Source organism: Candidatus Syntrophosphaera thermopropionivorans, from assembly GCF_004353895.1.
In the GTDB taxonomy this organism is placed as follows: Bacteria; Cloacimonadota; Cloacimonadia; order Cloacimonadales; family Cloacimonadaceae; genus Syntrophosphaera; species Syntrophosphaera thermopropionivorans.
The window spans coordinates 255481-268666 of record NZ_SMOG01000001.1; the positions used below are offsets into that span (position 1 = coordinate 255481).

General features: G+C 37.1%; 12 protein-coding genes. 5 read left to right on the top strand and 7 right to left on the bottom strand.

Features of this window, described 5'->3' with window-relative positions; genetic code table 11:
• Together E0946_RS01035 and nadC are read right to left on the bottom strand one after the other, a co-directional pair.
• On the bottom strand, positions 1 to 571 hold a 571-nt coding region (locus E0946_RS01035), incomplete at its 3' end, for a zinc ribbon domain-containing protein (protein WP_165942044.1).
• A gap of 4 nt (positions 572 to 575) precedes the next feature.
• Positions 576 to 1397 carry a carboxylating nicotinate-nucleotide diphosphorylase gene (nadC, locus tag E0946_RS01040; RefSeq protein ID WP_133200610.1) on the bottom strand — a complete coding sequence of 274 codons (822 nt, stop codon included), beginning with the start codon at positions 1395 to 1397 and terminating at the stop codon, positions 576 to 578.
• Positions 1398 to 1728: 331 nt separating this feature from the next.
• Here nadC and E0946_RS01045 point away from each other — a divergent pair, with 331 nt between their 5' ends.
• Together E0946_RS01045 and E0946_RS07310 are read left to right on the top strand one after the other, a co-directional pair.
• The gene (locus E0946_RS01045) at positions 1729 to 4527 is read left to right on the top strand and encodes a C10 family peptidase (RefSeq protein WP_133200611.1); all 2799 of its coding nucleotides are present in this window, start codon (positions 1729 to 1731) and stop codon (positions 4525 to 4527) included.
• A 359-nt stretch (positions 4528 to 4886) separates the two neighbouring features.
• On the top strand, positions 4887 to 5069 hold the full coding sequence (locus E0946_RS07310; RefSeq protein ID WP_207930806.1) for a hypothetical protein: 183 nt from the start codon (positions 4887 to 4889) through the stop codon (positions 5067 to 5069).
• A 115-nt stretch (positions 5070 to 5184) separates the two neighbouring features.
• Here E0946_RS07310 and E0946_RS01055 read toward each other — a convergent pair whose 3' ends face one another.
• Positions 5185 to 5361 (bottom strand): zinc-ribbon domain-containing protein, encoded by a 177-nt coding sequence (locus E0946_RS01055; RefSeq protein ID WP_133200613.1) that lies wholly within the window; start codon positions 5359 to 5361, stop codon positions 5185 to 5187.
• 285 nt (positions 5362 to 5646) lie between these two features.
• Between E0946_RS01055 and E0946_RS01060 the strand changes: the two genes are divergently transcribed.
• Positions 5647 to 6009: an HIT family protein gene (locus E0946_RS01060; protein ID WP_133200614.1), complete on the top strand. Its 363-nt coding sequence runs from the start codon at positions 5647 to 5649 to the stop codon at positions 6007 to 6009.
• A 421-nt stretch (positions 6010 to 6430) separates the two neighbouring features.
• On the opposite strand, the gene tgt is transcribed toward E0946_RS01060, so the two are convergent.
• The 4 genes from tgt to kamD form a co-directional block, all read right to left on the bottom strand.
• The gene (gene tgt, locus E0946_RS01065; protein WP_133200615.1) at positions 6431 to 7540 is read right to left on the bottom strand and encodes a tRNA guanosine(34) transglycosylase Tgt; all 1110 of its coding nucleotides are present in this window, start codon (positions 7538 to 7540) and stop codon (positions 6431 to 6433) included.
• 6 nt (positions 7541 to 7546) lie between these two features.
• Positions 7547 to 8833: an RIP metalloprotease RseP gene (rseP, locus tag E0946_RS01070; RefSeq protein WP_133200616.1), complete on the bottom strand. Its 1287-nt coding sequence runs from the start codon at positions 8831 to 8833 to the stop codon at positions 7547 to 7549.
• Positions 8834 to 8914: 81 nt separating this feature from the next.
• Positions 8915 to 9661: a lysine 5,6-aminomutase subunit beta gene (gene kamE, locus E0946_RS01075; protein ID WP_133200617.1), complete on the bottom strand. Its 747-nt coding sequence runs from the start codon at positions 9659 to 9661 to the stop codon at positions 8915 to 8917.
• On the bottom strand, positions 9658 to 11214 hold the full coding sequence (kamD, locus tag E0946_RS01080; RefSeq protein ID WP_133200618.1) for a lysine 5,6-aminomutase subunit alpha: 1557 nt from the start codon (positions 11212 to 11214) through the stop codon (positions 9658 to 9660). Before kamD ends, kamE begins: the two co-directional genes overlap by 4 nt.
• A 209-nt stretch (positions 11215 to 11423) precedes the next feature.
• Here kamD and E0946_RS01085 point away from each other — a divergent pair, with 209 nt between their 5' ends.
• Together E0946_RS01085 and E0946_RS01090 are read left to right on the top strand one after the other, a co-directional pair.
• Entirely contained in the window at positions 11424 to 12977 is a 1554-nt protein-coding gene (locus tag E0946_RS01085) for an acyl-CoA carboxylase subunit beta (protein ID WP_133200619.1), read from the top strand.
• Positions 12978 to 12997: 20 nt separating this feature from the next.
• Positions 12998 to 13183, top strand: a complete 186-nt coding sequence (locus E0946_RS01090) for a hypothetical protein (RefSeq protein ID WP_133200620.1) — start codon at positions 12998 to 13000, stop codon at positions 13181 to 13183.
• Positions 13184 to 13186: the final 3 nt, after the last annotated feature.

The following is a 13186-nucleotide window of genomic DNA, read 5'->3' on the forward strand; positions in this document are numbered from 1 at the left end:
CTGCACAGTTATTTTTATATTTAAGAAGTTTTGCATATTGTTTCACCAGGGATTGTGGAAGAGTCTGTGCCAGTTTATTTCTTTCGGCTCTAAAATTATCAATTTCGCCGTCCAGAGATTCTATTTTTTTTCTTAGTTCGTCTTCTCTTTCTCTTTGTATTTTTTTTGCTTTTTCCAATTCAGCTTTAGCTATTTCCATTTTCTTTTTAAATTCAGATTCTTCGTCCATAAGTTCAAGTTCCTGGCTTTCCAATTCAGATATCTTTTCTTTTAAATAGGCAATTTCACTATTTAAAGCTTTATATTCTTTATTTGTTTTTATTTCAGCCAGTTGTTGAGAGTATTTTTTTATATTTTCTTGATGCTGTTTAATGTCCAGTTCCAGATTTCTAAGTTTTTTATTGATTTCTTCTAATTCACTTTTGGTTTTATTCAAATTTGTTTCTGCTTGCGCTACATTATCCAGGATATCATTTAGTTCTTTAGGTAATTCATTTTGTAGCTGTCGTAAGGCACCTATTTTATCATCTAATTTCTGCATTTGTGCCAAAGTGCGTAATTGTTCTTCCATCTATTTACTCCTTAAATTGAAGACTTATATCCAGAGACTGATAGGAATGAGTGAGAGCACCGCTTGAGATATAGGGTACGCCAGTTTGAGCTATTTCTTTAATATTATCCAGTGTAACTCCTCCCGATACTTCAAGTTCTATCTTAGAACCGAAGCGTTTGACGCAATTTTTAATTTTAGGTATGGACATATTATCCAGAAGAATGCGATCGACACCAGCTCTAACTGCTTCTTCTAATTCCTTAATATTAGAGACTTCTACTTCAATTTTATAAGCAATATTTCTTTCTTTCACTCTATTAACCGCTTCAGTAATACTTCCGCAGGCTTTAATATGATTATCTTTAATTAAAATCATATCATAAAGACCAAACCGATGATTATATCCTCCGCCAATACGCACAGCATATTTTTCCATAGAACGTAATAATGGAGTGGTTTTGCGGGTATCTAAAACTTTAGCTGAAGTTCCTTCCAGTTTATTTACCATAGCTCTAGTCGTTGTGGCTATCCCACTTAAACGTTGAAGAAAATTAAGAGCAGTTCTTTCACCTTTTAAAATACTGGCAGGATTTCCCTCTAAACGGAGTATTTCATCTCCTCTTTTAACGGTATCCCCATCTCTTTTATACATTGTTATTTTTAAATTTTTATCCACAGTTAAAAATACTTCCTTAACTATTTCTAAACCTGCAATCACGCCAGGAGCTTTGCTAACTATAAAAGCTTTTTCAGGGATGGGTTCTAAATCTAGATAATCGGTTGTAATATCACCAGTACCTAAATCTTCTTGTAAAGCAAGACGGATAATTTCACTCCAATTCATTTACCCTCCATAAATAAAAAAAAGCATTTGCTATCTGGCAAATGCTTTAATTTTCGTTGTTTATACCTATTTATAGTTATTAACTGCTCTTTTCGTATACTCATTTCTCTCACTCTTTCTTTCATAAATATAACTTTAATTTTTAACTTAGCCATTTTGTCAAGCAGAACTTAACTTTTAAAAATTCTAACTTAGCCGATAATTACGAAAAATCTGTGAGTATATTTAATGGTAATAATATGTAAAAAATAAATCTTGACTTAATTTGTTAAATATTATACAAGAAAGATAGGTGACAAATTCATTATATTCCTTTAAAAAGGAGGTAATAATGAAGAGAATGCTATTCATCTCGCTTATGATGATGTTGGCAATAACTTTTCTTTTAGGGATACCGGTAAATTCTGATACTGCGACCCGTGTGGCAAAAAACTTTGTTCTGGAACGGATGGGATCTGAGTATGCAGTAACTACGGCAAAACTTTTAGATTCAGTGAAAGGTGAATCTTATATTTATATCGTTAACCTAACTCCGCAAGGATTTATCCTTGTTGCGGCTGATGATGCAGCAATTCCAGTATTAGGTTACAGTGCTATGAATAACTGGGGTGAAGTGGAAATTCCTGTCCAGCTACAAGATTTACTGGAGAACTGGAATGCTCAATTACAAGATATTAGAGAGCATAATTTAACTGCTCCCAAAGAAACTCAGGCTCTCTGGTCTAAATATAACTGTAATTCAGTGTTATTTGTGCCAGACAGAAGCTTTAGGACGGTAGGACCTTTGCTCACAACCGTATGGGGTCAAGGAACTTATTACAATGCTATGTGTCCCCCGGATGCAGCTGGTCCTGATGGTCATGTTTTAACAGGTTGTGTAGCCACAGCAATGGCTCAGATTATGCGTTATTGGTCTTTTCCTCCAGTAGGGAATGGTTCTCATAGTTATAATTGTCCTCCGTATGGAACTCTTTCCGCTGATTTTGGTTCTACTGCCTATAATTGGGCAGCAATGCCAGATAGAGTGACCAGCACTAATACAGATGTAGCAACTATCTGTTATCATGCTGGGGTTGCTGTCAATATGCAGTATGGTCCAAATGGCTCTGGGGCATATAGTACTGATGTTCCTAATGCTCTAATTACTTATTTCAAATATGCAAACACAACTCAATATAGGTCAAAATCTTCATATTCTTCTTCCACCTGGGAAAATATGATGAAGGAAGAACTAGACAATTCTCGTCCTATTTATTACAGTGGTTCAAGCTCCCAATCTGGAGGACATGCCTTTGTAATGGATGGATATCAGAACTCCAATTTCCATATCAATTGGGGATGGAATGGTAGCTATAATGGTTATTATGCCCTTACTGCGCTGAATCCAGGAAGTGAAAACTTTACCAGTGATCAAGCTGCTGTTATAGGTATCATTCCCACATTGCCTTTACCTACATTAAATGAAGGATTTGAAAGCACAACTTTTCCTCCCGCTGGTTGGTCAATAAATCCCACCACTGGTGGTTTTAGCTGTACCACTTCAAGCTCTTATATAATTTCTGGAACTGCTTCTGCTTTTTATCGTGCAACAGGAAATGTTAGTGGTAAGCAATTAATAACTCCCGCCTTAACTATTGATTCTACCTGTCCCAATCTCACCTTTAAAGCTAAGAGAAGTACTACGGACTATGGAGAAAAAATAAAGATTGGGTATTCTACTACTATAGGAAATTGGACTTATTTTCCTACTGTTGCTACCTTAACTTCATCTGCTCAGACCTTTAGCTATGTGGTGAATACTCTTCCTGCTGATACATATTATTTTGTATTTGAAACTTACGCTACAAATACAAGTGTTTCAAACTATAAAACTTTCGTTATTGATGATGTAGCAGGTCCTTATAATCTCATACCTACTCAAGCATCAGTTAATCTAACTTCCTGGAATGCAGGAATTCTTTCACCTGGTGATGAGGCAAGATCAGGTAATATTTTTACAATTTCCAATGTTGGTTCAGGAACCTTAATGGTAACCTCAGTGACAGATCTATCAGGAACTGATTTTTCTACCAATTTTAACTCCAATATAAGTCTGGTCTATGGTCAAACTTATGATTTTGGCTTTACTTATGCTCCTTTAGATTATGGTAGCGATAATGTAAACTTCCAAATTGTTACTAATGGTGGAACTATAAATATTGCTTTAAGTGGAAGTGCTCAATATGCGGTTCTATCAGATGGATTTGAGAATTATCCTGATTTTGCCCTTAATTTCCCTCCCTGGACGCAATATGATGGAGATGGAAGTTCAACATATGCTATCCAAAATTATACATTTCCTAATCAATATTATACCGGTTCCTTTATAATTTTTAACCCTTCCCTGTGTTCTCCTTCCATGGCAGGAACAGCCATTGATCCACATACTGGAGAAAAGGGTGCTTATTGCCTTGCTGCAATAAACTATCCTAATAATGATTGGTTAATCTCACCTCAATTAAACCTGAGTTCTGATGCAACGCTTAGTTTCTGGGCTCGTTCCTATACTGCTCAATATGGATTGGAGAGATTCAAGGTAGGAGCCTCTACTACGGGAACCGATCCTTCTAACTTCACTATCATCAGTGGAGCTAACGATATACAAACTCCTGCGAGTTGGACTCAGTATACCTACACTTTGCCACAAAATACAAAATATTTTGCAGTACAGTGCGTGTCTAATGATGCCTTTATCTTTATGGTGGATGATTTTTTAGTTACAGACCAATCCCTTCCACCAGTTCTTACTGCACCGGAAAATGTTGCCATAGAAGCCTTCCCTGGTGGGATATCTTTAGGTTGGGATCTTGTTAGCGGTGCTAATAGTTATAAGGTCAATGGTAGTAATGATCCCTATGGCAATTATATCCTTATTCAGACTGTGGATGATAACTACTTTGAAATCACTGACGAAGCACTTAATGCACTCGGTTTAAGCAACCGAGCTTTCTTCAAAATTACGGCAGATACTGCTATTCTTGCAGCAAAATCAATATCGCAAGAAAGTAAATATTCATCGCCATTACTTCAAAACTATTTACTTAATCAAAACAAAACACTAAATGTTATGAATAGCAAAATGAAGCCGTAATAGAGTCTCCCTCTATTTTCCGGAGTGCTTAACCGGGAAAGAAAGGGAATAAAAATATCCCAATTAGTTAAAAGCCTATCCTGATTCTATCGGGATAGGCTTTTTTAATGGTTAAATTATTTTCTTTAGAAGGGATTTTTTCTATTTTCTAATAAATTTAACTTAAAATTGATTTCTTCTTCTTGACAGAGTCTACCTTACTGGAATTTAATATAAAAAAACAAGTTGAGGTAGAAAAATTGAATAAAACTATCTTTAGATTATGCATTACTCTGCTCTTATTTATATTTTTATTCTCCTGTAGTGCCAATAAGGACAAAGAACAAGTACAGTATGGATATCTGCGTCTGGAAGGAAGTATGGCCAATAGAGAGGCTTATGTTGATGGACAGAGTGTGGGAATAGACCCAGAATATGATGCCAATACAATTCCTTTAAGAGTGGGAACTCATTATTTGGAAATCAGGTCTAAAAATAGGATATTACTGGCAGATGATATTGTTATTGAGCCCAATAAAGTTACGCAAGTGACCGTTCCATAAGCCAATAACTTTTCAAATTCCCTGCAAATTATAGCAGGGTTGAAGAAACTCTTGAAAATAAAACGAAAAACCGCTATCGGGAAAGACAGCGGTTTTTTAATAACCAGATTTAATTCTAACGAGCGTTGTGTTGATAACGGTTACGGTTATATCTGGCTTTTTTTGCTTTACGGCATTCGGGACAACGCTGAGGTTCATTAACTAAACCTTTTTCTTTATAGAATTCTTGCTCACCTTCTGTAAACACAAATTCTTTCTGGCAGTCCTTGCAGATTAAAGTCTTGTCAGGCATTTTTGTACTCCTTTGCATTCGGGACATCTTACATTCAGATTGAGGCTTTCCCGAACAAAGGAACAGGCTCAAGGAATGTTAAATCCCTATTTATTTTCTCATTCATATAAACAACTAATCTGTCAATAAAATTTTTTCTATCTCTTAAACCTGTATCAGTTTGCAAATTTTTTCTTATCCCCAATAAACCATTATAAAATCCTTTGACTCTTTTTGTAGAACAGATTATATTGATATTTAGATTTTTGTTAATTTATGAGTTTACATAAAGGGGGTAAAGAATAAATGAACTGTATTTTTTGTCTTATCAGTCCAGACAAATATTTAGCGGAAAACGAATATTTCTTTGCAATCCGGGACATACATCCAATAACAAAGGGTCATTCTCTCATCATTTCAAAAAGGCACACTCCTGATTTTTTTACACTTCAACCTGAAGAAATGACAGCTTTATTGGAAATTAGCCGGACTATGCGAAATCTTTTAGATGAAGAATTACATCCAGAAGCTTATAATTTACTGATGAATTGCGGTTCTGCTGCTCATCAAAGCATTTTTCATTTCCATCTACATTTTATTCCTCGTTATCATAAAGATGGTTTATCTTTACGAGCTATAAACGAAAAATTAAGGTCTATTACTTTTTAATTCAAAACAATATAGGTCGCACTTTTCTATCGTTAAAGAAGATAGGACCAAATATAAATTTATCTATCCTTTTCCTTTAGTTAAATTATATTTTATGTTAGGGCAATAAGTTAAAAGTTATAAGGAAGGCGGATTATTAGCTATCCGCAAGAGTCAAGTGTTAATCACTTCTATATCAAGCGTTAATTATTTAAGACTTGATTAACGCTTGATAAACACTTGATAGCAGGGGAAAGCTAAGAGCAACCTTATAAAAAGCTGATGGTTTTAATTGTTTTTGAAAGACGAGAGCATAAGGGGTAAGTTTCAGAAAAAAGTGAAGAAATAAAGATGTAATTAATCAAGATATATATAGATACAATAGGTATTGGATAGCAAATTAAGGGGTAAATAATATAAAAGAGAGGATGCTAAAAATAGATTAAATGACTCTATCCAGCACTGGTAGCATCTCTGCTAAGAATTCCTCATAACGGTCTTCCATTATTGCCTGGCGAGCCATTTCCATTAATTCATTGTAGAAATAGAGACTGTGGATGGTGGTTAAACGCATTCCCAGGATTTCATTCATTGTGATTAAATGGCGAATATAGGCACGACTGAAATGTTTACAAGTGTAACATCCGCATTGCTTATCAATAGGTTGAAAATCATCTTTATAGCGAGCAGCTTTGATAATCATTTTTCCCTGGCGAGTGAAAATACTTCCTTTCCTGGCATTTCGGGTAGGCATCACGCAGTCAAACATATCTACTCCGTTAGCAATATTTAATAATAAATCGGAAGGAGTGCCTACACCCATCAGATAACGAGGTTTATCTGCGGGAAGTATATCATTCAAGAAATTGGTTATACGGAACATATCAGCTTTATCTTCACCGACAGCTAAACCTCCGATAGCATAGCCAGGAAAATCCATCTCCATCAAAGTCTTAGCTGCTTTTTCTCGTAAATCCTCATAGATTCCTCCTTGTACGATACCAAAGAGAGCCTGATTTTTATAATTATGAAAAGCTGCCTTTCCTCGTTCAGCCCATTTTAAAGTGCGTTGCAAGGACTTTTCAACATATTCACGAGTTGAAGGAAATGGAGGACATTCATCAAAACTCATAATTATATCTGCACCAAGTGCCTCTTGAATAGCGATAACGCTTTCAGGGGTAAAAAAATGCGTGCTACCATCTAAGTGCGATTGAAATTTCACTCCTTCATTAGTGATTTTTCTAAGTCCTGCCAGACTCATCACTTGAAAGCCACCACTATCGGTCAGAATAGGATGTTTCCAGGCAATAAATTTATGTAGACCACCTGCTTGCTGGATAAGTTCATAACCTGGTCTCATATAAAGATGGTAAGTGTTTCCAAGGATAATTTGAGTGTGGCACTTTTCCAGTTCCTCTGGACTCATTGCTTTCACGGTTCCAACTGTCCCAACAGGCATAAAAACTGGGGTTTTAATCTTACCGTGACTGGTGGTAATTGTGGCTGCTCTGGCTTTGTTAGAAACTTTTTCTAATTGAAATTTGAACAACTTGCCCTACCTATTAATAAATCGTAAAACTTCACTCGCAATATCCGAATAGAAGGCTAAAACCATCAGAAAGATGAGAATAAAGAATCCTATAGTTTGGAGTATAGATTGAACTTGTTGAGGAACAGGTTTTCGGATGATACCTTCAATGATAGCAAAAAGAATCAGTCCACCATCCAGAACGGGAATAGGAAGCAGATTCATAATAGCAAGCATAAGACTGATACTGCCAAAGAAAAAGAGAAGACTGCCAAATCCTTTTTTCCCAAAAGATTGGCTCATACTGGCAATCATAACCGGTCCACCCACTGATTTGGTTAAATCTTGAGGTTTCTGAACCAATTTTCCCAGTGCCTGATAATTCAGAACGATGAAATTAACTGTATTGACTGTCCCTAATTGAATTGCTTCCAGAGGCTTATAACGACGCTCATACTTTACAGGTTGGTATTGTATAATGCCAATAGCTTTGTTTCCACCAGTATTAATACTGCTTTCCAAAGGTAGCACTTTGTTGAACCTCTGTCCATTGCGTTCAATAGTCAAAAGCACCTCGTCTTTTTCAGAATTGACGATAATTTCACGCATTTCGTACCAATTTGAAACAGGCAGAGAATCAATTGCTACAATACGGTCTCCAGATTCCAATTTAGAATGATAAGCAGGAGTTTTGGGCACTACTTCTCCAATGCGAGTATCAGCATAAGGATAGAGACTTTTAGCCAGAGAATCCACTTCAGAAGAGGAGATTAGCACAGTTTGTTTGTTGCCATTACGGCTAAGTAAGACGGTGTTTTCAGGATTTGAAAGTAATTCTTGAAGAAATTCACTATAGCCTCGGATATTTTTTCCATTTACGCTTATAATGCTATCTCCAGGAGCAAAAACTTGAGCCCATTTACCTTCTGCTTTATATACTACTGGCAGCTGGTCTTCAATATAGACAGGCATCATAAAAGACCAGATAAAAAGTATAAGGGTTAAAACGATATTGGCAAAAGGTCCACTAAATCCAATGATAGCTTTTTGCCACCAGGGTTTGCGAGATAAAGCATTTTCATCGTCTATATTCTGCTCATCTGGATTCTCTCCCTTCATTTTAACATAGCCACCCAGAGGAATCCACCCTATACGCCATTGCACATTATGACTGGTAAATTGAGCAATAGGTTTGCCAAAACCAATAGAGAACTGCTCAATGCCTACTCCCCATGCTTTAGCCATAAGAAAATGACCTAGTTCATGTACAAAAATCATTAAGCCAAAAGCCAGGATAGTTAAAAGTAAGGTCATAGGGTTATCCTAAAATCTGAGGCTGTAGCAGATAAAACATACTGAAAGATTGATAGTTATAAGAATCAGCAGAGGATATACCTAAGATTTCTGAGCTAATTTTTTAGCTAAGGTAACAGCAATGTAGCTGGCAACTTCATTAGCATAAGTCCCAGGCCCAAAACCTGCATCATAACCGAGTTCTATTGCCAGTTCATGAGAGATTTTTGGTCCACCACAAATAAAGAGCATCTTATCCCGTAATTTCTCTGTTTCTGCTAATTCAATAAGACGGGTGAGATTATGAATATGGATATTATTTTGTGTTACGACCTGAGAAACCAGCACTGCATCAGCATTTTCTTCTCGCGCACGACGCAATAATTCTTCACATGGCACTTGAGCACCAAGATTAATAGCATTAAACCATTGATAGCGTTCCAGACCATAACGATGATTATAGCCCTTCATATTCATAATGGCATCAATGCCAACGGTGTGAGCATCACTTTCTATGCAAGCACCCACGACAGTTATTTTGCGTCTAATATTCTCTTTAATAAATTCATCCACTTCTTCCATTTCCATCACTGGGGTATCCACTTTTTTAACTTTAATTTTAGAACTATCAACGGAACAAGGAGTTACAGCATAGGCAATAAAATGGGTGAAACCTTCATGAAGGTCTCGTATGCCACAGATTATGATATCTTCAAAGCCCATCTGCTTTAATAATTGTTTGGCTGCTTCTTTTCCCCAATCATCTGGTGGAACTGGTAGAGTGAAGGAAAGCTGAACCTTTCCATCGCCTGATTTATCACCATAAGGACGGATGATGTTGTGTTTCATAATCCCAGCTCCTTTTTCATCTTTTCCAGAAAAGGATTAAAATATTCCACATCTTTACGGAAAACGCCATTTAAGCCTTTCCCACCATTTTCAGTACGTTTTATATCGGCAAATTCACCTCTTTCCATAGCTTTGAAAAGACCTTCTTTTTCCACTCTTTCCAGGAATTCAGTGGCTTCTTTCAATACTTGATTGGCTCTTCTATTGATGAAACTATCGGGGACCAGAGTAATGTTCTCATCCAGACTTTTTATGGCATTAAAAATATAAAGTGCATTTTCAATAGCTAAAGAACGGTCTGCTAAATGAGGAGTATGAATTGCTTCGGTCATCATTCCCAGTAATTGAACCCCTTGATGGGTTAATTTTCCGGCAAAATTAAACATAGCATCCATAAGATAGGTTTTAAAAATATTGCCAGTAGCAAACTTCGTTGGAGGCATATATTTCACGGGATAACCGGGAAAGAGTTCACGTGTTAACAGAGCATGTGCCAGTTCATAAGTGAAGCTATCTTCCAAATCAGGATCAATCTCAAAAGCATGTCCTAATCCCATTTTCTCAGGTTTCACACCACTCAAGAGGGCAAACTGTTCATTTAGCAATTGAGAAGCGGTAACAGTATAAGCTTTTTCAATGGCATCGGAAGTGGTTAAATAATTATCCTCTCCGGTTTGAATTTCTATTCCTGCGTAAGCATTAATCATTCTGCTGAAATATTGGTCTAATAAAGTTCTTTTGGGATTGATGTCTCGGAACAGAATTCCATACATCGCATCGTTTAACATATGGTCCAGACGTTCCATTGCCCCCATAGCGGCAATTTCTGGCATACAAAGTCCTGATGCATAGTTAGTTAAACCGATATATCTTTTTTCTGAGGCGGAAACTTCATCCAGTGCAGCTCGCATAATCCGGAAATTTTCCTGAGTGGCATAAGTGCCTCCGAAACCTTCCGTAGTTGCACCATAAGGTACATAATCCAGAAGCGATTGAGCAGTAGAACGAATGACCGCAATGATATCTGCACCTTCATAAGCAGCAGCTTTAGCTTGAATCACATCTTCATAAATATTTCCTGTGGCAACAATAACATAGATAGCTGGAATTCTTCTGGGTCCGTAGGTCTGAAGAAGTTGTTCTCTGGTCTCTCGCTGTTTAGCTATATGTTTCAGCATTTTATCTGAAAGTTCATCCAGCACCTGAAAGATTTTATCAGGAGAAGCAACTGGTGTCTTCGTTAAATCAAGATTGCCTTGAGCTATCTCTTCTGCAATTTGTTGAGCTGACATTCCAGTGTAAATGATAGCATTAGCCAGAGGAATAGCAGCACCTCTAAGCAAAGCATTCCTCTGCTGTAAGTGATCAACTACTACATTAGGATAGGGAGTTCCATCTTCAGTAGCACCATCAATACCGAGCAATCTAAGAACAGTTCGTTCAATAGTGACTGAAGAGTAGTCATCAAAGAGCCATTGAAAAGAGCCAGCAATAGAGGCAGCTGCTTTTCTGGCACGTTTTTGCATATCAGGGTCAAGTTCCAGTTTGAGCATTAAAAAATCTCCAATTGTCTAATTACATATTAGTTGCACCATTTTTTGATCATTTATTTCCGTCAAGGGAAATGGGAAAGGATAAGGAATTCATTTTGCTTTTACTTGACGAAAAACTTAGCTATTTTAAAATGTAAAATAAGCATATATATAAATGAAGAATTCGGTATATGCCTTGAATTACGAACCTAATAAAAGGGGACAATAAGATGCCTTCAACTAAAGACGCCATCCAGAAATTACTGGAAAAAGAGCAAAAGGTGCTTCAATTAGGAGGACCTCAAGCTGTAGAAAAGCAAAAACAAAAAGGGAAACTGACTGCTCGCGAAAGAATAGACCTTCTATTTGATCCGGGCACTTTTCGGGAACTGGATATGTTTGTGCAACATCGCTGTGATAATTTTGGGATGGATAAAGTGGAAATTGCTTCGGATGGTGTAATTACAGGACACGGTTTGGTTAATGGAAGACCAGTATTTGCTTTTTCACAAGATTTCACTTCTCGTGGTGGTTCTCTGGGAGAAATGCATGCTGCTAAAATCTGTAAGATAATGGATATGGCTTTAAAAAATGGATTACCGCTCATTGGATTTCAAGATAGTGGTGGAGCACGAATTCAGGAAGGAGTAGATGCTCTTAAAGGTTATGGTGATATCTTCTTCCGTAATTCACGTGCCAGTGGTGTTATTCCTCAAATCACTGCTATTATGGGTCCCTGTGCAGGTGGAGCAGTCTATTCTCCTGCAATGACGGATTATGTATTTATGGTTAAAAACACCAGTTATATGTTTATCACCGGACCTGAAGTAATAAGAGCAGTTACGGGAGAAGAAACAACTCAGGAAGAACTTGGTGGTGCGATGGCTCATAATACTAAGAGTGGGAATGCTCATTTTGCCTGTGAAAATGATGCTGATGCCATAGAACAAATTAAGGTTCTGTTAAGCTATCTGCCTTCCAATAATATGGAAGAACCTCCCAGGATTGAGTGTAATGATGATCCCTGGCGTCTTTGTCCCAATCTGGATACTATCATCCCAGATAATCCTAAAGAAAGCTATGATATGCATGATGTGATTAAAACAATTGTGGATGACGGTATTTTCTTTGAACCACATAAATACTATGCTCAGAATATAATAGTAGGCTTTGGTAGATTAAATGGAAGAGTTATAGGAGTGGTAGCAAGTCAACCTACTGTCTTGGCAGGTTGTCTGGATATCGATGCTTCGGATAAAGCCACTCGTTTTATCCGTTTCTGCGATGCTTTCAATATTCCTCTGGTGACCTTTGTGGATGTGCCAGGTTATCTTCCTGGAACTTATCAGGAACATAATGGAATAATAAGGCATGGAGCAAAGCTGCTCTGGTGTTATTCAGAAGCCACTGTTCCTAAACTGACCGTAATCACACGCAAAGACTATGGCGGCAGCTATATTGCAATGAGTAGTAGACATTTAGGAGCAGATATGGTTTTTGCCTGGCCTACAGCAGAAATTGCGGTTATGGGTGCTGAAGGTGCTGCCAATATTATCTTTAGAAAAGAGATTGATGCAGCAGAAGATAAGGCAGCTAAAAGAGCGGAAATGATTAAAATCTATGAAGAACAATTCAATAATCCTTATGTGGCAGCTTCTCGTGGCTATATAGATGCAATTATCCTTCCTTCCGAAACCAGAAAGAGATTAATTGATGCGCTGGAGATTTGCTCTACTAAAAGTGAGAGCTTGCCTCCTAAAAAGCACGGAAATATACCAGTTTAATACATTTCAGGATATGATAAATGACAGATAAGAAAAAAGAAATTGCTGCCATAGCAGGAGTTCTGGCATTAATTACAGCAGAAGAAGCAGAAGCACCAAAGCTTCCTCAAGCAAGAGCTTCCTTGCTCTGGCAAGCTTATGGTCGTCAACAGACAATGCTTTATCGTGATTTAACCCAAAGAAGATTAATAAAAAGACATAAATAAGGA